The 26866-nt window shown below is 72.3% G+C and carries 19 protein-coding genes and 1 pseudogene; 14 read left to right on the forward strand and 6 right to left on the reverse strand.

From position 1 onward, the window contains the following. Nucleotides 1–23: 23 nt before the first annotated feature. Nucleotides 24–797, forward strand: coding sequence for a sugar phosphate isomerase/epimerase family protein (locus BLW86_RS24285; RefSeq protein ID WP_093878834.1), 774 nt, complete (start codon nt 24–26; stop codon nt 795–797). 99 nt (nt 798–896) lie between these two features. Here the strand turns inward: BLW86_RS24285 and BLW86_RS24290 are convergent, their stop codons facing one another. Then, nucleotides 897–1370: a hypothetical protein gene (locus tag BLW86_RS24290; RefSeq protein ID WP_093875999.1), complete on the reverse strand. Its 474-nt coding sequence runs from the start codon at nt 1368–1370 to the stop codon at nt 897–899. A 289-nt stretch (nt 1371–1659) separates the two neighbouring features. Between BLW86_RS24290 and BLW86_RS24295 the strand changes: the two genes are divergently transcribed. After that, nucleotides 1660–3885: an SF1B family DNA helicase RecD2 gene (locus tag BLW86_RS24295; protein ID WP_093878835.1), complete on the forward strand. Its 2226-nt coding sequence runs from the start codon at nt 1660–1662 to the stop codon at nt 3883–3885. A 179-nt stretch (nt 3886–4064) separates the two neighbouring features. After that, nucleotides 4065–5354, forward strand: a complete 1290-nt coding sequence (locus tag BLW86_RS24300; protein ID WP_093876000.1) for a citrate synthase — start codon at nt 4065–4067, stop codon at nt 5352–5354. 357 nt (nt 5355–5711) lie between these two features. On the opposite strand, the gene BLW86_RS24305 is transcribed toward BLW86_RS24300, so the two are convergent. Beyond that, nucleotides 5712–7907 (reverse strand): heavy metal translocating P-type ATPase, encoded by a 2196-nt coding sequence (locus BLW86_RS24305; RefSeq protein ID WP_093876001.1) that lies wholly within the window; start codon nt 7905–7907, stop codon nt 5712–5714. Between the two features lie 142 nt (nt 7908–8049). Between BLW86_RS24305 and BLW86_RS24310 the strand changes: the two genes are divergently transcribed. Further along, the gene (locus BLW86_RS24310; protein ID WP_093876002.1) at nt 8050–8625 is read left to right on the forward strand and encodes an IS607 family transposase; all 576 of its coding nucleotides are present in this window, start codon (nt 8050–8052) and stop codon (nt 8623–8625) included. Beyond that, nucleotides 8618–10243, forward strand: a pseudogene (locus BLW86_RS24315) (IS200/IS605 family accessory protein TnpB-related protein); the annotation flags it as partial. The gene BLW86_RS24310 and the pseudogene BLW86_RS24315, both read left to right, overlap by 8 nt. A gap of 9 nt (nt 10244–10252) precedes the next feature. Here BLW86_RS24315 and BLW86_RS24320 read toward each other — a convergent pair. Continuing rightward, nucleotides 10253–10477: a heavy-metal-associated domain-containing protein gene (locus BLW86_RS24320; RefSeq protein WP_093876003.1), complete on the reverse strand. Its 225-nt coding sequence runs from the start codon at nt 10475–10477 to the stop codon at nt 10253–10255. 131 nt (nt 10478–10608) lie between these two features. Between BLW86_RS24320 and BLW86_RS24325 the strand changes: the two genes are divergently transcribed. After that, a complete protein-coding gene (locus BLW86_RS24325) occupies nt 10609–11841 on the forward strand; it encodes a cation:proton antiporter (RefSeq protein ID WP_093876004.1) in 1233 nt (410 codons plus the stop codon). A 12-nt stretch (nt 11842–11853) separates the two neighbouring features. Here the strand turns inward: BLW86_RS24325 and BLW86_RS24330 are convergent, their stop codons facing one another. After that, the gene (locus BLW86_RS24330) at nt 11854–12507 is read right to left on the reverse strand and encodes a TetR/AcrR family transcriptional regulator (protein ID WP_093876005.1); all 654 of its coding nucleotides are present in this window, start codon (nt 12505–12507) and stop codon (nt 11854–11856) included. A 164-nt stretch (nt 12508–12671) separates the two neighbouring features. Between BLW86_RS24330 and BLW86_RS24335 the strand changes: the two genes are divergently transcribed. Then, complete coding sequence (locus BLW86_RS24335; RefSeq protein ID WP_093876006.1) at nt 12672–14930, forward strand: MMPL family transporter; 2259 nt, start codon at nt 12672–12674, stop codon at nt 14928–14930. 22 nt (nt 14931–14952) lie between these two features. Next, on the forward strand, nt 14953–16281 hold the full coding sequence (locus BLW86_RS24340) for a hypothetical protein (RefSeq protein ID WP_093876007.1): 1329 nt from the start codon (nt 14953–14955) through the stop codon (nt 16279–16281). Nucleotides 16282–16401: 120 nt separating this feature from the next. On the opposite strand, the gene BLW86_RS24345 is transcribed toward BLW86_RS24340, so the two are convergent. After that, nucleotides 16402–16599 carry a helix-turn-helix transcriptional regulator gene (locus BLW86_RS24345; RefSeq protein ID WP_093876008.1) on the reverse strand — a complete coding sequence of 66 codons (198 nt, stop codon included), beginning with the start codon at nt 16597–16599 and terminating at the stop codon, nt 16402–16404. A 281-nt stretch (nt 16600–16880) separates the two neighbouring features. After that, on the reverse strand, nt 16881–17801 hold the full coding sequence (locus BLW86_RS24350; RefSeq protein ID WP_093876009.1) for a sugar phosphate isomerase/epimerase family protein: 921 nt from the start codon (nt 17799–17801) through the stop codon (nt 16881–16883). Between the two features lie 175 nt (nt 17802–17976). On the opposite strand from BLW86_RS24350, the gene iolC reads away from it, so the two are divergent. The 6 genes from iolC (at nt 17977) to BLW86_RS24380 (ending at nt 26857) form a co-directional block, all read left to right on the forward strand. Then, nucleotides 17977–18924 carry a 5-dehydro-2-deoxygluconokinase gene (gene iolC / locus BLW86_RS24355; RefSeq protein ID WP_093878836.1) on the forward strand — a complete coding sequence of 316 codons (948 nt, stop codon included), beginning with the start codon at nt 17977–17979 and terminating at the stop codon, nt 18922–18924. A 9-nt stretch (nt 18925–18933) separates the two neighbouring features. Then, entirely contained in the window at nt 18934–19746 is an 813-nt protein-coding gene (iolB, locus tag BLW86_RS24360) for a 5-deoxy-glucuronate isomerase (RefSeq protein ID WP_093876010.1), read from the forward strand. Continuing rightward, nucleotides 19743–21611, forward strand: coding sequence for a 3D-(3,5/4)-trihydroxycyclohexane-1,2-dione acylhydrolase (decyclizing) (iolD, locus tag BLW86_RS24365; RefSeq protein WP_093876011.1), 1869 nt, complete (start codon nt 19743–19745; stop codon nt 21609–21611). Before iolB ends, iolD begins: the two co-directional genes overlap by 4 nt. Before the next feature lie 14 nt (nt 21612–21625). After that, nucleotides 21626–23128, forward strand: coding sequence for a CoA-acylating methylmalonate-semialdehyde dehydrogenase (gene mmsA / locus BLW86_RS24370; RefSeq protein ID WP_093876012.1), 1503 nt, complete (start codon nt 21626–21628; stop codon nt 23126–23128). A gap of 178 nt (nt 23129–23306) precedes the next feature. Then, nucleotides 23307–25985, forward strand: coding sequence for a CocE/NonD family hydrolase (locus tag BLW86_RS24375; RefSeq protein WP_093876013.1), 2679 nt, complete (start codon nt 23307–23309; stop codon nt 25983–25985). Then, nucleotides 25982–26857: an ABC transporter permease gene (locus tag BLW86_RS24380; protein WP_093876014.1), complete on the forward strand. Its 876-nt coding sequence runs from the start codon at nt 25982–25984 to the stop codon at nt 26855–26857. The genes BLW86_RS24375 and BLW86_RS24380 overlap by 4 nt, the downstream gene beginning before the upstream one ends. Nucleotides 26858–26866 lie beyond the last annotated feature (9 nt).

Genomic DNA, 26866 nt, shown 5'->3' on the forward strand with positions numbered 1-26866 from the left:
TCGACCGCTTCGGCATCAACCAGATGACGGTGAAGCAGCTCTCCCTCCCCGAGCTCGTGCGGGAGTGCGTCCGGCTCGGCGTCCCGGGCGTGGGCCTGTGGCGCGAACCGGTCCGGGAGTACGGAGTGGAGGCCGCGGCCGCCCTCGTACGGGACGCGGGGCTCGCCGTCACCACCCTCTGCCGGGGCGGCTTCTTCACCTCGGACGGCTGGGAGGCGGAGAACCGCGCGGCGATCGACGAGGCCGTCACCCTCGGCACCGACACCCTCGTCCTGGTCTCCGGCGGCCTCACCCCGGCCTGCCCCGACCTGCCCTCCGCCCGGGCCCGCATCGCCGAGGCGATCGGGACCCTCGCCCCCTACGCGGGCGCACGCGGGGTCCGCCTGGCGATCGAACCCCTCCACCCCATGTACGCCTCCGACCGGTGCGCGGTCTCCACCCTGGACCAGGCACTGGGCATCGCGGAACGATTCCCCGCCGAACAGGTGGGCGTGGTGGTCGACACGTACCACCTCTGGTGGGACGACCGGGCCCCGGCGGCGGTGGAACGCGCGGGCGCGGCGGGCCGCATCCACTCCTTCCAGCTCGCCGACTGGACCACCCCGCTCCCGGCGGGCGTCCTCAACGGCCGGGGACAGCTGGGCACGGGCGCGATCGACCTGCCGGCCTGGTCGGCCCTGCTGGAGAAGGCCGGCTACACGGGCCCGGTCGAGGTGGAGCTCTTCAACGACGAACTGTGGTCCAGGAACGGCACGGAGGTCCTGGAGGAGACGCTGGAGGCGTTCCTGGCGGTCTGACGCGCCACCGGCCGGCGCGGGTGGTCCCCGGACGCGCCGACCGGTGCTCCGCCCCCATCGACGTGGGGGCGGAGCACCGGCCGACCGGAGGTCAACGGGTCAGCACGGACGGATGTGCCACACCGGCGACCACGAGGCCGTTCCGCTCTGCGGGGCCCTGCTGGTCCACCTGAGGCTGCCGTCCTGGTTGTAGAACCGCGCGACGGTGCCCGAGGTCTGGTTGTTGTTGAAGTACCCGTCGCCGATCCCGGAGAAGTCGTAGTAGCCGCAGTAGTAGTAGTCCCAGCGGCTGCCGTTGCCGTCCTGGATGCACAGGTGCCCGTAGCTGCAGCTGATGGCGGTGGCGTCGGTGGTGCCGGGGGTGGAGAAGGTGACGGACCCTCCGGGCATGGTCGCCTTGCCCTCGGCGATCTGACGTTCACCGGGGTGGCTCGCCAGGTAGGCGTCGACCTTCTGCTGAAGGCCGTCCGCCCGGTCGGCCGCGGGCGCGGCCGACGCGGTGCCGGACAGCAGTTGGCCGGCGGCCAGTGCCACCGCCGCACCCGTCATGGCCAGGCTCTTGATCCACTTCATGGCGTTGTTTCCCCTCACGTTGACGACGTCGACGGCCCGGTCGTGACGGCCGTCCCGAAGGCACGCCCATCGTTCCGGCGGCCGGGGGCGCCATGAAGGGTGAATCCGGACGATTCGGTGGCAAGGGGGACTGTCTTGACGGGGCCGCCCGCGCGCACTTTCCGGGGATCAGCAGCGCATTCACGCGGCGGTCGTCACCGAACGGGACGATCAAGCGCGCCAGGTGGCGAATCAACGCCATCTCGACGCCCGCCGCACGATGTCCGACCTCTTCGCTACCTTCGGAGGCATGTCCAACGAGGGTCGTGGTCCCGCAGTGGTCGAAGGTGTCCTGGAGCGGATCACCTATGCCAACGAGGAGACCGGGTACACGGTCGCCCGGGTCGACACCGGGCGGGGTGCCGGGGACCTGCTCACGGTGGTCGGGGCGCTGCTCGGCGCGCAGCCGGGGGAGTCGCTGCGGATGGAGGGCCGCTGGGGGTCGCATCCGCAGTACGGCAAGCAGTTCACCGTCGACAACTACACGACCGTCCTGCCCGCCACCATCCAGGGCATCCGGCGCTATCTCGGCTCCGGGCTGATCAAGGGCATCGGCCCCGTCTTCGCCGACCGCATCACGCAGCACTTCGGGCTCGACACCCTCGACATCCTCGAAGAGGCCCCCGCGCGCCTGATCGAGGTCCCCGGGCTCGGGCCCAAGCGGACCAAGAACATCACCGCGGCCTGGGAGGAACAGAAGGCGATCAAGGAGGTGATGGTCTTCCTCCAGGGCGTGGGGGTGTCGACCTCCATCGCCGTGCGGATCTACAAGAAGTACGGGGACGCGTCGATCTCGGTCGTGAGGAACCAGCCCTACCGCCTCGCCGCCGACGTGTGGGGCATCGGTTTCCTCACCGCCGACAAGATCGCCCAGGCCGTCGGCATCCCGCACGACAGCCCCGACCGGGTGAAGGCCGGCCTGCAGTACGCGCTGTCGCAGTCCAGCGACCAGGGGCACTGCTTCCTTCCCGAGGAGCGGCTCATCGCGGACGCCGTGAAGCTCCTCCAGGTCGACACCGGGCTCGTCATCGAGTGCCTCGGCGAGCTCGCCGAGGATCCCGAGGGGGTCGTACGGGAGACGGTGCCGGGGCCCGAGGGGACGCCCGTCACCGCCGTGTACCTGATCCCGTTCCACCGGGCCGAGCTGTCCCTCGCCGGTCAGCTCCGGCGGCTCCTGCGGACCGAGGAGGACCGGATGCCGGGCTTCCGGGACGTGGCCTGGGACAAGGCGCTGGCCTGGCTCGCGGACCGCACGGGGGCTTCCCTCGCGCCCGAACAGGAGGAGGCCGTCCGGCTCGCCCTCACCCGCAAGGTCGCCGTGCTCACCGGCGGCCCCGGCTGCGGGAAGTCCTTCACGGTCCGCTCGATCGTGGAGCTGGCCCGTGCCAAGAAGGCCAAGGTCGTGCTCGCCGCCCCCACCGGGCGGGCCGCCAAGCGGCTCGCCGAGCTGACCGGCGCCGAGGCCTCCACCGTGCACCGGCTCCTGGAGCTGAAGCCGGGCGGGGACGCGGCCTACGACCGGGACCGGCCGCTCGACGCCGATCTGATCGTCGTCGACGAGGCCTCCATGCTCGACCTGCTCCTGGCGAACAAGCTGGTCAAGGCCGTGGCGCCGGGTGCCCATCTGCTGCTGGTGGGGGACGTCGACCAGCTGCCGTCGGTCGGCGCGGGCGAGGTCCTCGGCGATCTGCTCTCCCCCGGCAGCCCCGTGCCGTCGGTGCGGCTGACCCGGATCTTCCGGCAGGCCCAGCAGTCCGGGGTGGTGGTCAACGCGCACCGGATCAACGCGGGCACCCCGCCGCAGACCCAGGGCCTGCCGGACTTCTTCCTCTTCGCCGAGGAGGAGACGGAGGACGCCGCCCGGGTCGCCGTGGACGTCGCGGCCCGGCGCATTCCGGCCAAGTTCGGCCTCGACCCGCGCCGGGACGTCCAGGTCCTCGCCCCCATGCACCGGGGCCCGGCGGGCGCGGGCTCGCTGAACGGGCTGCTCCAGCAGGCGATCACCCCGGCCCGCCCGGACCTGCCGGAGAAGCGGTTCGGCGGCCGGGTCTTCCGGGTCGGTGACAAGGTGACCCAGATTCGGAACAACTATGAGAAGGGGGCCAACGGGGTCTTCAACGGTACGGTCGGCGTCGTCACGGCTTTGGACACCGTCGAGCAGCGGCTGACCGTGCGGACGGACGAGGACGAGGAGGTGCCGTACGACTTCGACGAGCTGGACGAACTCGCCCACGCGTACGCGGTCACCATCCACCGCTCGCAGGGCAGCGAGTATCCGGCGGTGGTGATCCCGGTCACCATGAGCGCCTGGATGATGCTCCAGCGGAACCTGCTCTACACGGCCGTGACCCGGGCCCGGAAGCTGGTCGTCCTGGTCGGCTCCCGTCGGGCGATCGCCCAGGCGGTCCGTACGGTCTCGGCGGGCAGGCGCTTTACCGCACTCGCCCATCGGCTCACAGGGGACGCCCTCGTGTGAAAGATCACGGAGGGCTACCGGAACCGGGGCGAAGGGGGCAGGATATGAAGGTTGGCGGCACTGAGTGCCGCCGAATGGCCCAATGAGCGACCCCGAGTGCACTCTCCTGAGCCAAATGGGGGATGGTAGAGACAGTCAGGGCACCTCGAAGAAGAGGCACTACGTCGGTGAGGGATGACGTGAGCGACAACTCTGTAGTACTGCGGTACGCGGACGGTGAATACACCTACCCGGTGGTCGAGAGCACCGTCGGCGACCAGGGCTTCGACATCGGCAAACTCCGAGCCCAGACCGGTCTGGTCACCCTGGACAGCGGATACGGCAACACCGCCGCCTATAAATCCGCCATCACCTACCTCGACGGTGAGCAGGGCATTCTGCGGTACCGCGGCTACCCCATCGAGCAGCTGGCCGAGCGCTCCACCTTCCTTGAGGTGGCGTACCTGCTGATCAACGGTGAGCTGCCCAAGGTCGACGAGCTGTCGACCTTCAAGAACGAGATCACGCAGCACACGCTGGTCCACGAGGACGTCAAGAACTTCTTCCGCGGCTTCCCGCGGGACGCCCACCCGATGGCCATGCTGTCCTCGGTGGTCTCCGCGCTGTCCACCTTCTACCAGGACAGCCACAACCCGTTCGACGAGCAGCAGCGTCACCTCTCCACGATCCGGCTGCTCGCCAAGCTTCCGACGATCGCGGCGTACGCGTACAAGAAGTCGATCGGTCACCCGTTCGTCTACCCGCGCAACGACCTCGGCTACGTCGAGAACTTCCTGCGCATGACCTTCTCGGTCCCCGCACAGGAGTACGACCTCGACCCGGTCGTCGTCTCCGCGCTCGACAAGCTGCTGATCCTGCACGCGGACCACGAGCAGAACTGCTCGACCTCCACCGTGCGTCTGGTCGGCTCCTCGCAGGCGAACATGTTCGCCTCGATCTCCGCCGGCATCTCGGCCCTGTGGGGTCCCCTGCACGGCGGCGCCAACCAGTCGGTCCTGGAGATGCTGGAAGGCATCCAGGCCAACGGCGGCGACGTCGACTCCTTCATCCGCAAGGTGAAGAACAAGGAGGACGGCGTCCGCCTGATGGGCTTCGGCCACCGGGTGTACAAGTCCTTCGACCCGCGCGCCAAGATCATCAAGGCGGCGGCGCACGATGTCCTCTCGGCCCTCGGCAAGTCCGACGAGCTGCTCGACATCGCGCTCAAGCTGGAGGAGCACGCGCTCTCCGACGAGTACTTCGTCTCGCGCAACCTCTACCCGAACGTGGACTTCTACACGGGTCTCATCTACCGCGCGATGGGCTTCCCGACCGAGATGTTCACGGTCCTCTTCGCCCTCGGCCGGCTCCCGGGCTGGATCGCCCAGTGGCACGAGATGATCAAGGAGCCGGGCTCCCGCATCGGCCGCCCGCGCCAGATCTACACGGGTGAGGTCCTCCGCGACTTCGTCCCGGTCGAGGCTCGCTAGTCGCCAGCCGCTAGTCGCGGTCGTACGCGCAAGCGAAAAGCGCCCCGCCACCGATCCCCCCACGGGTCGGCGAGCGGGGCGCTTTCCATATCCCGGTGCGGATTCCCCCCACGGGATCCGGGCCGGGCGTCCGACGCGCGGTCTGCCGGGGTACGTACGGGAGGGCCGCTCAAAGCTCCCCGGTGCACGTGCCCCGGCCGCGCTTGCCTGGGACGTCCCCCAAGACATCCCATGAACGTCCCCCAAGACGTTCTTGGCATCGCCCACTTAGACTCGCGAACAGCCCAGATGGTTACCCCCCAATATCTGTGATCTAGATCTCTTTGTGAAGGTCCTGTGCGTCAGACGTAAGCGATTTCACTTGAACCGGCGCAGTCGCAGGCTGTTGGAAACGACGAACACGGACGAAAAGGCCATGGCCAGGCCCGCGATCATCGGGTTGAGGAGTCCGGCCGCCGCCAGGGGGAGCGCGGCGAGGTTGTAGCCGAAGGCCCAGCCCAGGTTTCCCCGGATCGTCGCCAGGGTCCGCCGGGCCAGCCGGATGGCGTCCGCCGCGACCCGCAGGTCGCCCCGGACCAGCGTCAGGTCGCTCGCCTCGATGGCCGCGTCGGTGCCCGTCCCCATCGCGAGCCCGAGGTCGGCCGTGGCGAGCGCGGCGGCGTCGTTCACCCCGTCGCCCACCATCGCGACCGTACGGCCCTCCGCCCGGAGCCGCCGGACCACCTCGGCCTTCTCCTCGGGCAGCACCTCCGCGATCACCTCGTCGATGCCCACCTCGGCCGCCACCGCCTCCGCGACCGCCCGGTGGTCCCCGGTGAGCAGCACCGGCCGCAGCCCCAGGGCCCGCAGCCGGGCGACCGCCTCGGCGCTGGTGTCCTTGAGGGTGTCGGCGACGGTCAGGGTGCCCCGGGCCACCCCGTCCCAGGCGACGTGGACGGCGCCGGGCTCCGTCGCGGCGGGGGCCTCGACGCCCTCGGCCGCGAGCAGGGCGGCGCGCCCGACGAGGACGAGCCGGCCGTCGACGGAGCCGCGCACGCCGAGGCCGGGCACGTTCTCGAAGGTCTTCGGCGTGGGGAGCTCCCCGCAGCGCTCGGCGGCGCCGGCGGCGATCGCGCGGGCGACCGGGTGCTCGGAGGAGTGCTCCAGGGCGCCCGCGAGGCGCAGCAGCTCGGTCTCGTCGGCGGAGTCGGTGCCGTACCGTCCGCCGTGCACGTGCACGCCGGTCAGCCGCATGCGGCCGGTGGTGACCGTCCCGGTCTTGTCGAGGACGACCGTGTCGACGCGGCGGGTGGACTCCAGGACCTCGGGGCCCTTGATGAGGATGCCGAGCTGGGCGCCGCGCCCGGTGCCGACCATGAGGGCGGTCGGGGTGGCGAGGCCCAGGGCGCAGGGGCAGGCGATGATCAGGACGGCGACGGCGGCGGTGAAGGAGGCGGTGGCGTCGTCCGTCACGAGGAGCCAGGTCACGAGGGTGGCGAGGGCGATGAGGAGGACCGCCGGGACGAAGACGGCGGAGATCCGGTCGGCGAGCCGCTGCACCTCGGCCTTGCCGCTCTGGGCCTCCTCGACGAGCTTCGCCATCCGCGCCAGCTGGGTGTCCGCGCCGACCCGGGTGGCCTCGACGACGAGCCGGCCCGAGACGTTGACGCAGCCACCGGTGACGGCGGAGCCGGGGGCGACGTCCAGGGGCAGCGACTCGCCGGTGAGCAGGGAGGCGTCGACGGCGGAGCGGCCCTCGACGACGGCGCCGTCGGTGGCGATCTTCTCCCCGGGGCGTGCGACGAAGAGGTCGCCGGCCCGGAGGCCGCCGACCGGGATCCGTACCTCCGTGCCCGCGCGCAGGACCGCCACGTCCTTGGCGCCGAGCTCCATCAGGGCCCGCAGCGCGGAGCCGGCCTTCCGCTTGGCGCGGGCCTCCAGGTAGCGGCCGAGGAGGATGAAGGTGACGACCCCGGCGGCGACCTCCAGGTAGATCGCGGAGGAGGCGTGGGCGCGGTCGGCGGTGAGGTCGAAGCCGTGCCGCATGCCGGGCATGCCGGCGTCGCCGAGGAAGAGGGCCCAGAGGGACCAGCCGTACGCGGCCAGGGTGCCGACCGAGACGAGGGTGTCCATGGTGGCGGCGCCGTGCCGGAGGTTGGTCCAGGCGGCCCGGTGGAAGGGCAGTCCGCCCCAGACGACGACGGGGGAGGCGAGGGTGAGCGAGAGCCACTGCCAGTCGTCGAACTGGAGCGAGGGGACCATGGCGAGCAGGACCACGGGCGCCGCGAGGAGCGCGGAGACGGTGAGCCGCTGCCGGAGGGAGGCGAGCTCGGGGTCCTCCGGCTCGTCCACCGGCGGGGCGGGTTCCTCGGCGGTGTAGCCCGTCTTCACGACGGTGGCGATCAGCTCGTCGACGCCGACGTCCGGCGCGTGCTCGACGCGCGCCTTCTCGGTGGCGTAGTTGACGGTGGCGGTGACGCCGTCCATCCGGTTGAGCTTCTTCTCGACGCGGGCGGCGCAGGAGGCGCAGGTCATCCCGCCGATCGTCAGCTCGGTGACGGTGGTGCTTGGCATGTGCGGGTTCCAAAGGGGAGCAGGGCCGTACGAGGTAACGGTACGGCCCTGCGACGCCTGTTCGGCGGGGGTCTCTACCTGCTAGCCCTTGAAGTCGGGTGAGTGAGCGTAACCATGTATGAGTGAGTGTCGTTGTCAGAGCGTGAATCTGACGGAATGGGCGAAGACGCAGGGCGTGCATCCGCAGACCGCGTATCGCTGGTTCCGTGAGGGGACGTTGCCGGTACCGGCTCAGCGGGTCGGACCGCGTACGATTTTGGTGAACATCGACGCGAACACCACGCCCGAGGTCATCGGTGGTTTGGGCCTGTATGCCCGCGTGTCCGCGCACGACCAGAAGGGCGACCTTGAGCGTCAGGTCGCGCGGCTGTCGGCGTGGGCCGCCAAGACCGGCAGCAAGGTGGTGCGGGTCGAAGCCGAGATCGCATCCGGGATGAACGGTTGCCGTTCCAAGGCCCGGCGTCTGCTGGCCGACCCGGCGGTGACCACGGTCGTGGTCGAGCACAAGGACCGGCTCGGCCGGATGAACGTCGAGCTTGTCGAGGCCGCCTTGTCGGCGACGGGCCGTCGGCTACTGGTGCTGGACGACGGCGAGGTCGAGGACGACCTGGTGCGGGACATGGTGGAGATGCTGACCTCGTTCTGCGCCCGCCGGTACGGGCGCAGATCGGCGAAGAACCGCGCCCGCAAGGCGCTGCAGGCCGCCGAGCATGGCTGACCTGCGCCCGATCGCCCCGCCGTTCGTCGCGCTCGGGCCATCCGGTGTGGCGATTCGCGACCGCCTCAAGGGCCTGGCACTCGCCGATGAGAAGGTGCTGCGACTGGTAGGCGCGCATCTCGGGTCGCTTGCCTCCCGCGATCTCAAGGCCCGGTGCGCGGACGGCCTGGAACACTGCACGGACACGTGGGCGGCCCGGAAGAAGAGCCTGACCTCTGAGTCGTCGTCCCGCTGGGCGGGGGCGATCACCAAGGCGACGCACGACCAGTGGGCCTTGTCCCGCCGCTGCCAGCTCGCGCACATCCAGGGCCTGGAAGCAGGCCTCGCGACGATTCGGCACCGTCTGTCCCAGCCCCTGGGGCAGAAGGGCACCAAGAAGGCTCCGGGCGGGTACCGCTCGAAGCACGAGTGGTTCCACAAGGCCCGTCGCCTGCATGTCCTGGAAGAACGTCTTGAGCGGGAGCGAGCCGACCGCGAAGAGGGCGTCGTGCATGTCGTGCGGGGCGGCAAGCGCCTTGCGGGCAACCGTCACCACCTCGATGCCGCGCGGCTCACCGAGGCCGAATGGCGTCAGCGGTGGGAGGTCGAGCGCTGGTTCCTCCAGGCCGACGGCGAGTCCGGCAAGCGCTTCGGGAACGAAACCCTCCGAGTTGCCCCGGACGGCGAGGTGTCCATCAAGCTCCCGGCCCCCCTCACGCACCTGGCCAATGCCAAGCACGGCCGGTACATCCTCGGCGCGAAGGTGCGCTTCCCCCACCGGGGACAGGAGTGGGCCGACCGTGTGGAAGCCAACCGTGCCGTGGCCTACCGCATCCACTACGACGTGCAGCGCGCACGCTGGTACCTGACCGCGTCCTGGACGTTTCCGGTCACTCAGACGGTCCCGATCGAGACCGCCCTGGCTGACGGCGTGATCGGCGTGGACACCAACGCCGATCACCTTGCGGCCTGGCGCCTCGACACCCATGGCAACCCGACCGGGCAGCCCCGCCGCTTCTCCTACGACCTCAGCGGGTCGGCCGACCACCGCGACGCCCAGGTCCGCCATGCCCTGTCCCGGCTGCTGAACTGGGCCAAGACCTGCGGCGTGAAGGCCATCGCGGTCGAAGACCTCGACTTCGCCGCGGAGAAGACCAGGGAGAAGCACGGACGCAAGCGCCGGTTCCGGCGGCTCGTCTCCGGCATGCCCACCGGCAGGCTCCGCGCTCGCTTGACATCGATGGCCGACGCCACCGGCATCGCGATCATCGCCGTCGATCCGGCCTACACCAGCAAGTGGGGCGCTCAGCAATGGCAAAAGCCCCTCACCGGCAAGACCCGTAAGAGGACCCGTCACGATGCGGCGAGCATCGCGATCGGGCGACGCGCCCAGGGACACCCGATCCGGCGACGGACGGCACCGCCCCGCGATGACCAGAGCGATCGTCGCGGGCATCGGACCGTCCAGGCCGGACCGGAAGCCCCTGGGCGTGAGGAACCCCGCCCCCGCATTCCCGGACCACGGACACGATCCGTGCCGCCGGACGCGGGCAGTACGCGGGCGACCAGGACACCCAAAACCGTTCGGGGTGTCCGCAGTGACCAGGCATGGGTCCAAGACCCACTCCTGCTCACTGATCAGGAACGGTCAGACCAGCTCGTAGCCGGCCTCGTCCACGGCGGCGGCGACGGCCTCGCGGTCGAGGGCGGTGTCGGAGACGACGGTGACCTCGCCGGTCTTGGCGACGGCGGTGACGGAGGAGACGCCGGGGATCGCGGAGATCTCGCTGGAGACCGCGCCCTCGCAGTGGCCGCAGGTCATGCCCTTGACCTGGTAGACGGTGGTGAGTTCGGTCTTCGTCTCTGCGGACATGGCGCTCTCCTCCTGGGGATTCAGGGTCTTACGGTACCGAGGCTATACCCCTAGGGGGTATAAAATCCAGTCGGGCGGCCGGGCGGGCAGGGCGGCCGGATTCCGGCCGAAGCCTATGGTAAATACCCGACATGTCGCATTCGGGGAGCACGCTCATCCTGATCATGGCGATCGCCGTCCTGGCGCCGCTGCTCGCCTACGCGGTGGGGCGCAGGCTTCCCGTCCCCCTCGTCATCTTCGAGATCCTGCTCGGCATCCTCATCGGCCCCGACGTCCTCGACTGGGCCCGGCCCGACACGCTGATCGACGGACTCTCCCAGCTCGGCCTCACCATGCTGATCTTCCTCGCCGGGTACGAGATCGAGTTCGGCAAGGTCCGCGGCGACACCCTCCGGCGCTCCGTGTGGGCCTGGGTGATCGCCCTGGGCCTCGGGCTCGCCACCGGCGTCCTGCTCGGCGGCGGCTACACCAAGGGCGTCTTCATCGGCGTCGCCCTGACCAGCACCGCGCTCGGCACCGTCCTGCCGGTGCTGCGGGACGCCGGCGACCTCCACGGGCGGTTCGGTTCGGTCGTCATGGCCTTCGGGGCGGTCGGCGAGTTCGGCCCGATCATCGCGATGGCGCTGCTGCTCAGCGGGCGGGGCGCCGCCGAGTCCACCGCCGTCCTCGCCGTCTTCGCCGCGCTCACGGCGGCGGCCGTCCTCTGGGCGCTGCGGCCCCGCCCGCCGTGGTTCTCGAAGGTCATCGCCAGGACCCTGCACAGCAGCGGCCAGTTCGCGGTCCGCTTCGTCTTCCTGCTGCTCGCCCTGATGCTCGGGGCGTCGACGGCCCTCGGGCTCGACGTGCTGCTCGGCGCCTTCGCGGCCGGACTCATCACCCGGCTCGTGCTGACCGGGGCCGCGCCCGACTCCGGGCCGCAGATCCTGGAGAAGGTCGAGGGCGTCGGCTTCGGCTTCCTCGTCCCGGTCTTCTTCGTCGTCACCGGGATCGAGTTCGACCTCGACTCGCTCCTCGACGGGGGCAGGACCCTGCTCCTGCTGCCGGTCTTCCTGGCGCTCTTCCTGGTCGTGCGCGGCGGGCCGATCTGGTTCCTCGCCCCGCGCGACCTCGGCCGCGAGGACCGGCGGGGCCTCGTCCTGTACGGCTCCACGGCGCTGCCGCTCGTCGTCGCCATCACCACCATCGGCGTGGACGACAAGGAGATGACGGCCGGCGAGGCGGCGGCGCTCGTCGGGGCCGCCATGATCTCCGTCCTCGTCTTCCCGCTGCTCGCGATGAAGCTGCGGGCGCGGACGGGGCCGGGGGCGGGCCCCGGCGAGGAGGCGCGGCCCCCGGAATCGGTCAGCGGGGCGGAGGCGTGGTGACCGGTACGGGGGTCAGTGGGCCCGGGGCGTGGTGACCGGGGTCTCGACCAGCGGGGAGAGGTAGCGCAGGAGGACGGTCTTCAGTTCGGCGATCGTCGCGTCCCGCTCGGGGCCCTCGGGCGCGGCCAGGACGAGTCCCAGTCCGCCCTTGAAGATCGCGAAGGTCATGCCGGCGATCCGGGCGCGGTCGGCGGCCGAGAGTCCCGGGGCGTAGTGCCCGATCACCCCCTGGACCGAGGCCAGCAGGTTGGCGTGCAGGGCGTCGTGCTCCTCGGCGATCCGGCCGGGCACCTCGGAGCCGTGCATCAGGGCGAGGAAGACCGGGTTCTCGCAGTTGAACGCGATCAGCGGGTCGACGACGACGTCCAGCATCTCGGGCAGCGGCAGGGCGAGGTTCTCCGGGGTGAACGCCTGGCCGTGGGCCTCCCGCATCTCGTTCAGGAGGCGCTCGCCGAGCTCTATCGCGATGGCCTCCTTGTTCGGGAAGTACTGGTAGAGCGTGCCGGGCGAGACGCTCGCCTCCCGGGCGATCGCGTTGGTGCTGGTCGCCGTGTACCCGGACGCGCAGAAGACCCTCGCGGCGGCCTGGAGCAGCTGCGCGATGCGGCGTTCGCCACGGGCCTGGCGGCGGCGCGGCTTCGGTTCTTCGGTCACGTCTCCGGACATGGCTGTCCCCAGCTCTCCTCGGCACGTTTGACAAACACGAGAGGTCGCTCGCATTCTTGAGAAACGCGAGTGATCACTCGTGTTTGCCAGTCTATGGCAATGGGCGGCCCCTGCGACCTGCCGGGAAGCGCGTGCGAGGGCCACGGTGAAGGGGACACCGCGTCATGTCCGAAGTCAAGAAATCAGCGCCGGGGAGCGGGCGTGGCGGCGGATGGACGCGGTTCGTCACCGCCCGGCCGCGCCTCACCCTCCTCATGGCCCTCGTGCTCACCGCCCTCGCCGTCCTCGCGGGCGGCGGCGTCGCCGACCGCATGGGCAGCGGCGGCTGGGAGGACCCGTCCGCCGAGTCCACGTACGCCACCAAGGCCCTGGAACGGCAGTTCCCCGGCTCCCAGCCGAACGTGCTCCTCCTCGTCGACGCGGGCGGCGCCCGGACCACGGGGGGAGCCGCCCCCGTCGACGCCCACGCCGTCGTCGCCGAGGCCCGGAAGCTCGCCGAGCGCCTCGACGCCGAACCGGGCGTCGAGGGCGTCGGCTCCTACTGGTCCACCGGCTCGCCGGCCCTCCGCTCCGAGGACGGCCGCCAGGCCGTGATCGCCGCCCGGATACCCGGCGAGGAGAAGGACGCCGCCGCCGTCCTCGACCGGATCGCCCCGACCTACCGGGGCACCCACGGCCCCGTCGAGGTCTCCCTCGGCGGCGGACTCGCCGTCCGCCACGAGATGCAGACCGTCATCCAGGAGGACCTGCTGCGGGCCGAGCTCATCGCCCTGCCCGTCACCCTCGTCCTGCTCGTCATGGTCTTCGGCAGCGCCGTCGCCGCCCTCCTGCCGCTCGGCGTCGGCATCGTCGCCATCCTCGGCACCAACGCCGTCCTGCGCGGCATCACCGAGTTCACCGACGTCTCCGTCTTCGCGCAGAACCTGACGACCGCCCTCGGCCTCGGACTCGCCATCGACTACGCCCTGTTCGTCGTCCGCCGCTACCGTGAGGAGCTCGCCGCCGGCGCCGACACGCACACCGCCGTCCGCACCACCCTGCGCACCGCCGGACGGACCGTGCTCTTCTCCGCCCTGACCGTCGCCGTCTCGCTGGCCGCGATGCTGGTCTTCCCGCAGTACTTCCTGCGCTCCTTCGCGTACGCCGGGATCGCCGTCGTCCTGCTCGCCGCCACCGCCGCGCTCACCCTGCTCCCGGCCGCCCTCGTGCTGCTCGGCGACCGGGTCAACGCCCTCGACCTGCGGCGCCTCCTCCGACGCGGCCGGCCGCCGAAGGAGGCAGGCGACGGCGCGGGCTGGGGGCGGGCCGCCGCCCTGGTGATGCGCCGGGCACCCGTCTTCGCCGTCGTCACCACCGCCGGACTCGTGCTGCTCGGACTGCCCTTCCTCGGCGTGAAGTTCGGCACCGCCGACGACCGCCAGCTCCCCGCCACCGCCTCCTCCCGGGTCGTCCAGGACGAGCTGCGGGACGGCTTCCCCGGCAACCCGGGCGGCGGCATCACCGTCCTCGCCGAAGGGGCGGCCACCCCCGCGCAGTACGCCGACTACCGCGAGCGGATCTCCGCCCTCGACGGCGTCGTCCGGGCCGAGGGGCCCGTCACCGCCGGCGGCGCCGCCTACTTCACCGTGGTGCCCGACGGCGAGACCGTCGGCGCCGACGCCCAGCGGGTCGTCGGGGAACTGCGCACGGCCGAGGCGCCGTTCGCCACCTCCGTCACCGGACCGGCCGCCGTCCTCGTCGACTCCAAGGACGCCATAGCCGAGCGGCTGCCCTGGGCGGCCGGGATCATCGTCCTCGTCACCCTGCTCCTCGTCTTCCTGCTCACCGGCAGCGTCGTCGTCCCGGTCCAGGCCGTCCTCCTCAACGCCCTCAGCCTCACGGCGATGTTCGGCGCCGTCGTCTGGGTCTTCCAGGAGGGGCACCTCGCCGGCTTCCTCGGCTTCACCTCCACCGGCGACATCGAGACCACCCTGCCCGTGCTCATGTTCTGCGTGGCCTTCGGACTCTCCATGGACTACGGGGTGTTCCTGCTCTCCCGCATCAAGGAGGAGTACGACGCCACCGGCGACCATGAGCGCTCCGTCCGCTTCGGGCTGCGCCACACCGGCGGCCTGATCACCGCCGCCGCCGTGATCCTCGCCGTCGTCATGGTCGCCATCGGCACCTCCCGCGTCACCAACACGAAGATGCTCGGACTCGGCGTCGCCCTCGCCGTCCTCATGGACGCGATGGTCGTCCGCAGCCTCCTCGTCCCCTCCGTGATGAAGCTGACCGGCCGCCTCACCTGGTGGGCGCCGGGTCCGCTGCGCCGCTTCCACGACCGTTTCGGGATCAGCGAGTCGGACTCGTACAACCCTGAGCCGACCCCGGGTGTCGAAGAAGTGTCCGAGAAGCGGCGGGAGGCGACGCCCGTCCGCTCATGACCTGCGAACAGATGGGCACTTCGTGGCACGTACGCGCAAGACTCTGATTCTGGCGACGGCCCTGGTCGTCGGCTTCGCGCCGGCGGTGCTCGGGGGAGCGGCGGCCTCCGCCGCTCCCGCCCGGGCCGTGGCGGCCGAGACCGCCACGACGGGGACGGTGGTCCAGGCGGGCGGCCGTCCCACGTTCCGCGTCGGGAGCGGCGTCCCGGTGAGCAGCAGGTTCGACGTGAGCCTGCCGGCCGACGTGACCGGCCAGGTGCGGGCCCGGCTCGTCCTCCCCCTGGAGAACCCGCCGTTCGACAGCACCCCGGAGAGCGTGGCGAGCTCCGTCAGTTCCACGGTCTCGGTGAACGGCGCCCCGGCGGTGCCGGTCTCCTGGGACGTGCCGACCGACCCCGATGTCACGGGGCTGGCCCTCGTGCTCGACCTTCCGGCCGTCGCGGCGGCCGGAACGCTCACGTACGACGTCACGTTCGCCGTGGACGACTGGATCGCCCCCTACCTGGCGCCCTCCCTCGACGGCCGCTTCGAGGTCGTGGACGCCTCCGCCGCCACGGTGGCGAGCGGCGCGGCCGGGTTCGTCATCGACCGCGGCACCCCGGGCCGGAGCATGCGGGGCGCCTTCCACGCACGGGACAGGAACGGGGTCCTGTGGCGGTACGAGTCCCTGGGCAAGGACGTCCCGGCCCTGACGGGCCGCACCCGGGTGGGGGGAGGCTGGGGCACGTACTCGCTGATCAGCCAGCTCACGCCGACCTACGCGGACGGCAGGGGCGATGTGCTCGGTCGTGACAGGGCCGGTGTCCTCTGGCTCCACCGGGGATCGGGGAACCCCGCGGCGCCGTTCAAGCCGCGCGTCCGGCTCGGCGCCGGGTGGAACATCTACACCGCGATCACCGGCTACGGGGACGGCATGCTCGCCCGGGACACCGCCGGCGTCCTCTGGAACTTCCGGCACAGGAGCGGTGAGCCGTCCACGGCCTTCTGGCCCCGGGAGCGGGTCGGCGCCGGCTGGAACGTCTACACGGCGTGGACGGGCACGCAGGACGGAGTGCTGACCCGCGACGCGAGCGGTGTGCTCTGGAAGCACACCCTCGGCGACGACTGGGAGGCCTCGGCCAAGCCCTTCCGCCCGAGGGTGCGGGTCGGCGGCGGCTGGAACACCTACAGCGCGATCACGTCCACCCCCGACCTGGGCCGCTGGACGGAGAACGACGTCGTCGCGCGGGACAGGAACGGTGACGTCTGGGCGTACGACGAGAAGTACGCCGGCTGGACGGAGGGCATCGTGCCCGGTCCGGTCCGGCAGCGGATCGGCTGGGGCTGGAACATCTACGACGCGATCGTCTGACGGCCGTGGGGCCCGGGGCGCGGGGGCCTCGGGGCGTACGGCCCCTCGGGCTTCCGCGCCCCCCGCGTACGGCGCCGGACCCGGGAAGCCACGGGACCGGCGCCGTACGCGCGGGCGGCGTCAGTCGCGGCGGGCCCGGTTGCCGGGGCGGCTCGCGACCCAGGCGCGGATCGTGTCCACGTACCAGTAGGGCCTGCCCGACTCCACGTGGTCGGGGGCCGGCAGCAGCCCGTGCTTCCGGTAGGAGCGGATCGTGTCCGGCTGCACCCGGATGTGCGCCGCGATGTCCTTGTACGACCAGAGCCTTCTGTCCGTCATGCCCGGTACCTCCCTGCGCGCCGCGCAGCGGCGGCGGGGGTGCCGTTCGGGGGCGCTGCGGGCGGGCGGTTGCGATCAAGCGATCAATCAGCCTGTGCCCCTTGCAACGCCCCTCCCGACAGGAGGAGAGCGGCTGTCGAGCGCCTGTGACGCAAAGCCCGCGTAACGGAGACATGTGTGACGGCGGAGGGACCCGTGTGACGGAAGCGGCACACACGCCCACCGGTGTGTCCGCGTGCGTCACCCCTGGTCAGAGCGGTATGCGCCGGGCCGCGCGCCCGTCATACCCCGCAGGAGCGGAGGAAGCGCCGGGTCCGCAGGGCGATCGGGTACGGCGCGTCCGGTTCGCACGGGTACATGTCCTGCTCGACGATCGCGAACAGGTCCACGTCCAGCGCCGACGCGGCGGCGAGCACCGGTTCGAGCGCGGGCACCCCGGACGGCGGCTCGCACATCACGCCCCGCGCCACCGCCGGCCCGAACGGCACCCCCTCGGCCACCACCCCGGCCAGCACCTCCGGGTCGACCTGCTTGAGATGGAGGTAGCCGATCCGCTCCCCGTACGTCTCGATCAGCTCGACGCTGTCCCCGCCGGCGTACGCGTAGTGCCCGGTGTCCAGGCAGAGCGCGACCGCGTCCGGGTCGGTGGCGTCGAGGAAGCGCGTCACGCTCTCCTCGCCGTCGATGTGGGTGTCGGCGTGCGGATGGACCACGATCCGCAGCCCGTACCGCTCGCGCACCTCCCGTCCCAGACGCTCCGTCAGCCGGGTCAGGTCCCGCCACTGCCCGGCGGTGAGCGTCGGCTCCTCCAGGACCTCGCCCGTCCGGTCGTCCCGCCAGAACGACGGGATGACGACCAGATGGCCCGCGCCCATCGCCTGCGCGAGGGCGGCGTTCTCCGCGACGTGCGCCCAGGTCCGGTCCCAGACGTCCGGGCCGTGGTGAAGGCCGGTGAAGACGGTCCCCGCCGAGACCCGCAGCCCGCGCCGCGCGGTCTCCTCCGCGAGGACGGCCGGATCGGTGGGCAGATAGCCGTACGGACCCAGCTCGATCCACGTGTAGCCGGCGCCCGACACCTCGTCGAGGAACCGCTGCCACGGCACCTGGCGGGGATCGTCGGGGAACCACACCCCCCACGAGTCGGGGGCCGATCCGATACGGATCCGGGACGGTGGCGACGGCTGCGGCGACGGCTTCGTCATGAGTGCCACCTTGGCGGCGCCCCGAGAGCACCGTCAAGCGGTCCGGTCCGGTCGTCCGAATGTCCGGACATATCGTTGACACGCCTCCCGGCGGACGGTTAGACCTGGATGCGGAGCCGACGGCGGCCCGACCGAGAGGTGGCGCGTGGAGACGGAGCCGTACGACCTGATCACCATGGGGCGCCTCGGCGTGGACCTCTACCCGCTCCAGACCGGCGTCGGGCTCGACCGGGTCGAGACCTTCCGCAAGTTCCTCGGCGGCTCCGCGGCCAACGTCGCCGTCGCCGCGGCCCGCCTCGGCCGCCGCACCGCGCTCGTCTCCCGCACCGGCGCCGACCCCTTCGGCACCTACCTGCGCCGTGAGCTCAAGGGCTTCGACGTGGACGACCGCTGGGTGACCGAGGTCCCCGAGCACCCCACCCCCGTCACCTTCTGCGCGCTCTTCCCGCCCGACGACTTCCCGCTGTACTTCTACCGCCGCCCCCGCGCCCCCGATCTGGAGATCCGGCCGCACGAGCTGGACCTCGACGCGATCCGCGCCGCCCGCGTCTTCTGGGCGACCGGCACCGGCCTGTGCGCCGAACCCAGCCGCACCGCGACCCTGGAGGCGCTGCGGGCCAGGTCCGGCCGGGAGGCGACGGTCCTCGACCTGGACTGGCGGCCCATGTTCTGGACGGACCCGGCGGCGGCCCGCCCGTACTACACCGAGGCGCTGCGGCACGCGACCGTCGCCGTCGGCAACCTCGACGAGTGCGAGGTCGCCACCGGGGAACGGGAGCCGGAGGCCGCCGCCCGCGCCCTCCTCGCGACCGGCGCGGTCCGGCTCGCCGTCGTCAAACAGGGCCCCGCGGGCGTCCTCGCGCTCGCCGCCGACGGGACCCGCGCCGAGGTGCCGCCGCTGCCGGTCGAGGTCGTCAACGGGCTCGGCGCGGGCGACGCCTTCGGCGGGGCGCTCGTCCACGGGCTGCTCGCCGGCCGGGACCTCGGCACGGTCCTGCGCCAGGCGAACGCCGCCGGCGCGATCGTCGCGGGCCGCCTCGCCTGCTCCTCCGCGATGCCGGACGCCACGGAGATCGCCGAAGCCCTCGCGGCGGGCAGCGGCACCCTGCCGGAACGGGGGTAGGGATCCGCCATGGAAACGAGCCTCCACCTCCCCGCCGGAACCGCCGCCCATGGGCCGTACGCCGTCGACATCGACCCCGAGCGGGCCGGATGGGCCTACTCCGCGCTGCGGGTCCTCGTCCTCGGACCGGGGGAGATCCACTCCTTCGAGAGCGGGGATTCCGAATGGGCCGTGCTTCCCCTCTCCGGTGCCTGTAGCGTGCGCGTCGACGGCGAGATCATCGAACTCCTGGGCCGCGCGAGCGTGTTCGACGGGGTGAGCGACTTCGCCTACGTGCCCCGCGACGCCCACGCCCAGATCGCCTCCGGCGCGGGAGGCCGCTTCGCTTTGGCAGGAGCGAAGTGCGAGCGACGACTCCCCGCCCGCTACGGCCCCGCGCCGGAGGTTCCCGTCGAGACCCGGGGCAGCGGCAACCGGGCCCGCCGGGTGCGGAACTTCGCCTCGGCGGACGCCTTCGCCTGCGACCGGCTCATCGCCGTCGAGGTCGTCACGCCCGGCGGGAACTGGTCCTCCTACCCGCCGCACAAGCACGACGAGCACCGCCCGGGCGCCGAGTCCGTCCTGGAGGAGATCTACTACTACGAGATCGCCGGCCCGGGCGGCCTCGCCTACCAGCGGATCTCGCCCTCCCGGCCCGGCGGCGCCGAGCTCCTCGCCGAGGTCCGGGGCGGCGACGCGGTCCTCGTCCCCGACGGCTGGCACGGACCCTCCGTCGCCCAGCCGGGGCACGACCTCTACTACCTCAACGTCATGGCGGGCCCCGGCCCCGAACGGGAGTGGAAGATCTGCTTCCACCCGGACCACACGGAGGGATACGCGTGAGCATCCGGCTGACCGTCGCGCAGGCGCTCGTCCGCTTCCTCGCCGCCCAGCACACCGAGCGCGACGGCGTCCGGCAGCGGCTCGTCGCCGCCACCTGGGGCGTCTTCGGGCACGGGAACGTCGCCGGGATCGGCCAGGCGCTGATCGAAGAGGAACACATGCCCTTCCACCAGGGCCGCAACGAGCAGGCCATGGTGCACGCCGCCGTCGGCCACGCCCGCCGGACGAACCGGCTCTCCGCGCACGCCGTCACCACCTCCATCGGCCCCGGCGCCACCAACCTCGTCACCGGCGCCGCCCTCGCCACGATCAACCACCTCCCGGTCCTGCTGCTGCCCGGCGACACCTTCGCCGGCCGCCCCGCCGACCCCGTCCTCCAGCAGCTCCAACTCCCTCACGCGGGCGACGTCTCCGTCAACGACTGCCTCCGCCCGGTCTCCCGGTACTTCGACCGGGTCACCCGGCCCGAGGCCCTGATCCCGGCCGCCCTCGCCGCCGTCCGGGTCCTCGCCGACCCCGCCGAGACCGGCGCCGTGACCCTCGCCCTGCCCCAGGACGTCCAGGCGGAGGCGTACGACTGGCCGGAGGAGTTCTTCGCCGAGCGGATCTGGCGGGTCCGCCGCCCCTCCCCGGACGAGGAGGAACTGGACGCGGCGGCCGCGGCGATCGCCCGTGCCACCCGCCCGCTGATCGTCGCCGGCGGCGGCGTCCGGTACAGCGCGGCCGAGGAGTCGCTCTCCGACCTCGCCGCGCGGACCGGCATCCCGGTCGCCTCAACCCAGGCCGGCAAGGGGTCGCTGCCGCACGACCACCCCCAGGACGTCGGCGGCATCGGCCACACCGGTACCGCCGTCGCCGACCACCTGGCCCGCACCGCCGACCTGGTCATCGGCGTCGGCACCCGCTGGACCGACTTCACCACCGCCTCCGGCACCCTCTTCGGCCACCCCGACGTACGGTTCGTCAACCTCAACATCGCCGCCTTCGACTCCCACAAGATGGCGGCGCTCCCGCTCGTCGCCGACGCCCGCGAGGGCCTGGAACAGCTCCACACGCTCCTGGAGCAGCACCACGTCCCCGCGCCCTACGTCCACGAGTACGCCGAGGAGAAGCTCCGCTGGGAGGCCCGCGTCGACGCCGCGTACGCCGCCCCCGACGAGGACGCCCGTCCCACCCAGACCCAGGTCCTCGGCGTACTCGACACCCTGGTCGACGCGGGCGACATCCTGATCAACGCCGCCGGCTCGCTCCCCGGCGACCTCCACAAGCTGTGGCGGGCCCGCTCCCCGGAGCAGTACCACGTCGAGTACGGCTACTCCTGCATGGGCTACGAGATCCCCGCCGCCGTCGGCGTCCTCCTCGCCGCGCCCGGCCGGCCCGTCTGGGCGCTCGTCGGAGACGGGACGTACCTGATGAATCCCACCGAGATCGTCACCGCCGTGCAGGAACGGCTCCCGCTGAAACTGGTGATCCTCCAGAACCACGGGTACGCCTCCATCGGCGGCCTCTCCGAGGCCGTCGGCGCCGAGCGGTACGGCACCGACTACCGCCTGCGGGCCGAGGACGGAAGCTTCACCGGCCCCCCGCTCCCCGTCGACCTCGGCGCCAACGCGGCGTCCCTCGGGATGCGCGTACTACGCCCCCGCACCATCCGTGACCTGCGGGAAGCCCTCGCGGACGCCCGGGCGGCCGCGGATCCCACATGTGTCTACGTCGAGACCGAAACGGCAGACAGTGTGTCGGGCCCGCCCCCGGCCCAGGCGTGGTGGGATGTGCCCGTGGCCGAGATCTCGACCCGCCCGTCGGCGGTCAAGGCCCGCGAGGAGTACGACCGGCACGTCACCGCCCGACGCCGCCATCTCTGAAGGAGTAACTCGTCATGACGAAGAGCGTCCACCACTGGATCGGTGGCAAGACCGTCGAGGGCACGTCGGGCAACTGGGGCCCGGTCACCGACCCGGCCACCGGTGCCGTCACCACCCAGGTCGCCCTCGCCTCGGTGGAGGAGGTCGACGCGGCCGTCGCCGCCGCGAAGGACGCCTTCGCCACCTGGGGCACCTCCTCGCTCGCCCAGCGCACCACGATCCTCTTCAAGTTCCGCGCGCTGCTCGACGCCAACCGCGACGCGATCGCCGAGCTGATCGTCGCCGAGCACGGCAAGGTCCACTCGGACGCGCTCGGCGAGGTCGCCCGCGGCCTGGAGATCGTCGACCTGGCCTGCGGCATCACCACCCAGCTCAAGGGCGAGCTCTCCACCCAGGTGTCGAACCGCGTGGACGTGGCGTCCATCCGCCAGCCCGTCGGCGTCGTCGCCGGCATCACGCCCTTCAACTTCCCGGCCATGGTGCCGATGTGGATGTTCCCCATCGCCATCGCGACCGGCAACACCTTCATCCTCAAGCCCAGCGAGAAGGACCCGTCGCCCTCCCTGAAGATCGCCGAGCTGCTCGCCGAGGCGGGCCTCCCCGACGGCGTCTTCAACGTCGTCCACGGCGACAAGGTGGCCGTCGACCGCCTCCTGGAGCACCCGGACGTCTCCGCGATCTCCTTCGTCGGCTCGACCCCGATCGCCAAGTACATCCACACCACCGCCTCCGCCAACGGCAAGCGCGTCCAGGCGCTCGGCGGCGCCAAGAACCACATGCTGGTCCTCCCCGACGCCGACCTCGACGCCGCCGCCGACGCGGCCGTCTCCGCGGCGTACGGCTCCGCCGGCGAGCGCTGCATGGCGATCTCCGCGGTCGTCGCCGTCGGCTCCATCGGCGACGAGCTCGTCCAGAAGATCCGCGAGCGCGCCGAGAAGATCAAGATCGGCCCCGGCACCGACCCCACCTCCGAGATGGGACCGCTCATCACGGCCGTCCACCGCGACAAGGTCGCCTCCTACGTCCACGGCGCGGCGGACGAGGGCTGCGAGGTCGTCCTCGACGGCACCGGTCACACCGTCGACGGCCACGAGAACGGCCACTGGATCGGCCTCTCCCTCCTGGACCACGTGCCGACCACGGCCAAGGCCTACCGGGACGAGATCTTCGGCCCGGTCCTCTGCGTGCTGCGCGCCGAGACGTACGAGGAGGGCCTCGCCCTCATCAACGCCTCGCCGTTCGGCAACGGCACCGCGATCTTCACCCGCGACGGCGGCGCCGCCCGCCGCTTCCAGCTGGAGGTCGAGGCCGGCATGGTCGGCGTGAACGTGCCGATCCCGGTACCGGTGGGCTACCACTCCTTCGGCGGCTGGAAGGACTCGCTCTTCGGCGACCACCACATCTACGGCAACGACGGCGTGCACTTCTACACCCGCGGCAAGGTCGTCACCACCCGCTGGCCGGACCCGTCCGAGGCCCCGGCGGGCGTCGACCTGGGCTTCCCGCGCAACCACTGACGGACCCCCGTCCCGAGAACGGCCCCCGGGGTGCTGGACAGCACACCCCGGGGGCCTTCCCCGTGTCCGCGTACAGCGGGCGCGGTACGCGGACCGCGCCGCGTACGACCTGAGAAGGCCGCCGATCTCCCTCCGTGGACAGCCGCGTCGCACGACGACGCCCCCTAGGCTCGACGCCATGCGACTCCGACTTCCCCGGTGGGCCGCCGTCACCGCCGTCCTCGCCGTCCTCGCCGGCGCCGGCACCGTGACCGCCGTCGCCACGGACGAGGCGCCGCCCGTGCGGCGCGCGGACCGGGCCCTCGACATCGACGGGGTGCGCATCGACACCTCGTACTTCACCGACGACTCCGGCGGCCGGCGCCCCGCCGTCCTCCTCGGCCACGGCTTCGGCGGCTCCAAGGACGACGTCCGCGCCCAGGCCGAGGGCCTCGCCCGCGACGGCTACGCCGTGCTCACCTGGTCCGCCCGCGGCTTCGGGGCCTCCACCGGCGAGATCGGCCTCAACGACCCAGGCCACGAGGTCGAGGACGTCCGGAAGCTGATCGACTGGCTCGCGGCCCGCCCCGAGGTCCTCCTCGACAAGCCCGGCGACCCGCGCGTCGGCATCACCGGCGCCTCCTACGGCGGCGCGATCTCCCTGCTCGCCGCCGGACACGACCCGCGCGTCGACGCGATCGCCCCCCAGATCACCTACTGGAACCTCGCCGACGCCCTCTTCCCGAACGGCGTCTTCAAGAAGCTGTGGGCCGGGATCTTCTTCTCCACCGGCGAGTCGCCCGCCGCCGCCCAGGTCGCCGGGGGCCGGCCCGCGGGGCGCCCCGGGGCCGCGAAGACCGGCTCCTGCGGCCGGTTCACCACCGAACTCTGCTCCCTCTACCAGCGCGTCGCCGTCTCCGGGAAGCCCGACCCCGCGGCCCGCGCCCTCCTCGAAGCCCGCAGCCCCTCGGCCGTCGGCTCCCGGATCAAGGCGCCCGCGCTCCTCGTCCAGGGCCAGTCCGACTCGCTCTTCACCCTCGCCCAGTCCGACGCCATGGCCCGCACCCTCACGGCCAACGGCGCCCCCGTCGCCGTCGACTGGACCGCCGGCGGCCACGACGGCGGCGACCGCGAGACCGAGCGCGTCGAGCGCCGGATCACCACCTGGTTCGACCGCTGGCTGAAGCGCGACGCCTCCGTCGACACCGGGCCCGCCTTCCGCGTCAGCCGCACCGGCGGCGTCGACTCCACGGACGGGCAGGCCACCCTCCGCGCCGCGACCGCCGACCGCTACCCGGGGCTCACCTCCGGCACCGCGCGCATCGCCCTCGACGGGGCGCCGCAGACCTTCACCAACCCGCCGGGCGCCGCACCGCCCGCCGTGTCGGCCGTCCCCGGCCTCGGCGGCGGACTCTCCGGCCTCTCCTCCCTCGGCGTCGGCCTCTCCCTCGACTTCCCCGGCCAGCACGCCCGCTTCGACGCGAAGCCGCAGACCGCTCCCCTGCGGATCACCGGCACGCCGACCGTCCGCGTCAAGGTCACCTCCACCGCCGCCGACGGCTCCGCCGTCCTCTTCGCCAAGGTGTACGACGTGGGGCCCGACGGACGGCAGCAGGTGCTGCCCGCCCAGCTCGTCGCCCCCGTCCGCGTCGACGGCGCCAAGGGCGGGAAGAGTCTCACGCTGACCCTGCCCGCGATCGACCACGAGGTGGAGGCCGGGCACCGGCTGCGGCTCGTCGTCGCCGCCACCGACCTCGGCTACGCCTCCCCGGCCGTCCCCGCCGGCTACACCGTCGCCGTCGAGGGCCCGCTCACCGTCCCCACCGCGCCCGGCCTCTCCACCCAGGCCGCCGCCCTGCCCCGGTGGGTGTGGGGCCTGCCGCTCCTCGGCCTCGCCGGAGCCGCCGCCCTGCTGCTCACCGCCCGCCGCAAGGCGACCGCCCCCGCACCCGACCCCGAACTCGCCGCCGTACCCCTCCAGATCACCGGCCTGTCGAAGAAGTACAAGGGCGGAGAGCGGTACAGCGTCAGGGACCTCTCCTTCCGCGTCGAACAGGGCCAGGTCCTCGGCCTCCTCGGCCCCAACGGGGCCGGCAAGACGACCACCCTGCGCATGCTGATGGGCCTCATCACCCCCGACGAGGGCGAGATCCGGGTCTTCGGCCAGGCCATCAGGCCGGGCGCCCCGGTGCTCTCCCGCGTCGGCGCCTTCGTCGAGGGCGCCGGCTTCCTGCCGCACCTGTCGGGCCGGGAGAACCTGGACCTGTACTGGAAAGCCACCGGCCGCCCCGCCGAGGACGCCCACGTCGACGAGGCCCTGCGGATCGCGAACCTGGGCGGCGCCCTCGAACGCGCCGTCCGCACCTACTCGCAGGGCATGCGGCAGCGCCTCGCCCTCGCCCAGGCCATGCTCGGCCTGCCCGACCTGCTCATCCTCGACGAACCCACCAACGGGCTCGACCCGCCGCAGATCCGCGAGATGCGCGAGGTGATGATCCGGTACGCGGCCGGGGGCCGGACCGTCATCGTCTCCAGCCACCTCCTCGCCGAGGTCGAACAGTCCTGCACCCATCTGGTCGTCATGGACCGGGGGCAGCTGGTGCAGGCCGGACCGGTCGCCGAGATCACCGGCTCCGGCGACACCCTCCTGGTGAGCCTGGCCGAGGAGATCGACGACGCCCTCGTCGCGAAGATCGACGCCCTGACCGGCATCGGCGCGGCGACCCGCACCGACGGAGGGCTCCTGGTCCGCCTCGACGGCACCGACCCGACCGCCCTCATCGGCGAACTCGTCCGCCTGGACGTGCCGCTGACCGGCGTCGGCCCCCACCGGCGTCTGGAAGACGCCTTCCTGACCCTGATCGGAGGAGCCGCGTGACCGCCACGACCACCACGGCCATCACGTCGACGAGTGCCCCCGGCTATCGGCCCGGGCGCACCCTGCCCCTGCGCGTCGAGGCCCTCCGCCAGTGGAAGCGCCGCCGCACCCTCGTCATGGGCGGCATCCTCGTCGCCCTGCCGTTCGTGCTGATCGCGGCCTTCGCGATCGGCGGCCCCGGGGGCGGCGGCCGCGAAGGCCGCATCACCCTGATGGACACGGCGACGGCCTCCGGCGCCAACTTCGCCGCGACCTGCCTCTTCGTCTCGGCCGGTTTCCTCCTCGTCATTCCGGTGGCGCTCTTCTGCGGGGACACGGTCGCCTCCGAGGCGAGCTGGTCCTCCCTGCGGTACCTGCTCGCCGCGCCCGTCCCGCGCTCCCGGCTCCTCGCCTCCAAGCTGGCGGTCGCCCTCGGCTACAGCGCGGCCGCGATGGTCCTCCTTCCGCTCGTGGCCCTGACCGCGGGCACGGTCGCCTACGGCTGGGGGCCGCTCCGGCTGCCCACCGGCGGCTCGGTCCCCGCCGGGGACGCCCTGCTGCGGATCGGGATCGCCGTCGTCTTCGTCTTCGCCTCCCAACTGGTCACCGCGGGCCTCGCCTTCTGGCTGTCCACCCGCACCGACGCCCCGCTCGGCGCGGTGGGCGGCGCCGTCGGACTGACCATCGTCGGCAACGTCCTGGACGCCGTCACGGCGCTCGGCGACTGGCGCGACTTCCTGCCCGCGCACTGGCAGTTCGCCTGGATCGACGCGCTCCAGCCCCAGCTGGAGTGGGGCGGCATGGTGAAGGGCACGGCGATCTCCGTGACGTACGCCCTGGTCCTCTTCGCGCTCGCCTTCCGCGGCTTCGCCCGCAAGGACATCGTGTCGTAGCCCCCGGGG

Origin of the sequence: Streptomyces sp. TLI_105, from assembly GCF_900105415.1 — a bacterium.
Taxonomy (GTDB): Bacteria; Actinomycetota; Actinomycetes; order Streptomycetales; family Streptomycetaceae; genus Streptomyces.

What these genes read in the sequence shown, in the direction of transcription:
- BLW86_RS24290 (WP_093875999.1), bottom strand. Translation starts at nt 1,370, where the DNA reads ATGAAGTGGATCAAGAGCCTGGCCATGACGGGTGCGGCGGTGGCACTG.
- BLW86_RS24335 (WP_093876006.1), top strand. Translation starts at nt 12,672, where the DNA reads ATGTCCGAAGTCAAGAAATCAGCGCCGGGGAGCGGGCGTGGCGGCGGA.
- iolC (WP_093878836.1), top strand. Translation starts at nt 17,977, where the DNA reads ATGGGGCGCCTCGGCGTGGACCTCTACCCGCTCCAGACCGGCGTCGGG.
- BLW86_RS24285 (WP_093878834.1), top strand. Translation starts at nt 24, where the DNA reads ATGACGGTGAAGCAGCTCTCCCTCCCCGAGCTCGTGCGGGAGTGCGTC.
- BLW86_RS24305 (WP_093876001.1), bottom strand. Translation starts at nt 7,907, where the DNA reads ATGCCAAGCACCACCGTCACCGAGCTGACGATCGGCGGGATGACCTGC.
- BLW86_RS24345 (WP_093876008.1), bottom strand. Translation starts at nt 16,599, where the DNA reads ATGACGGACAGAAGGCTCTGGTCGTACAAGGACATCGCGGCGCACATC.
- BLW86_RS24350 (WP_093876009.1), bottom strand. Translation starts at nt 17,801, where the DNA reads ATGACGAAGCCGTCGCCGCAGCCGTCGCCACCGTCCCGGATCCGTATC.
- BLW86_RS24295 (WP_093878835.1), top strand. Translation starts at nt 1,660, where the DNA reads ATGTCCAACGAGGGTCGTGGTCCCGCAGTGGTCGAAGGTGTCCTGGAG.
- mmsA (WP_093876012.1), top strand. Translation starts at nt 21,626, where the DNA reads ATGACGAAGAGCGTCCACCACTGGATCGGTGGCAAGACCGTCGAGGGC.
- BLW86_RS24325 (WP_093876004.1), top strand. Translation starts at nt 10,609, where the DNA reads ATGTCGCATTCGGGGAGCACGCTCATCCTGATCATGGCGATCGCCGTC.
- BLW86_RS24320 (WP_093876003.1), bottom strand. Translation starts at nt 10,477, where the DNA reads ATGTCCGCAGAGACGAAGACCGAACTCACCACCGTCTACCAGGTCAAG.
- BLW86_RS24330 (WP_093876005.1), bottom strand. Translation starts at nt 12,507, where the DNA reads ATGTCCGGAGACGTGACCGAAGAACCGAAGCCGCGCCGCCGCCAGGCC.
- BLW86_RS24375 (WP_093876013.1), top strand. Translation starts at nt 23,307, where the DNA reads ATGCGACTCCGACTTCCCCGGTGGGCCGCCGTCACCGCCGTCCTCGCC.
- iolB (WP_093876010.1), top strand. Translation starts at nt 18,934, where the DNA reads ATGGAAACGAGCCTCCACCTCCCCGCCGGAACCGCCGCCCATGGGCCG.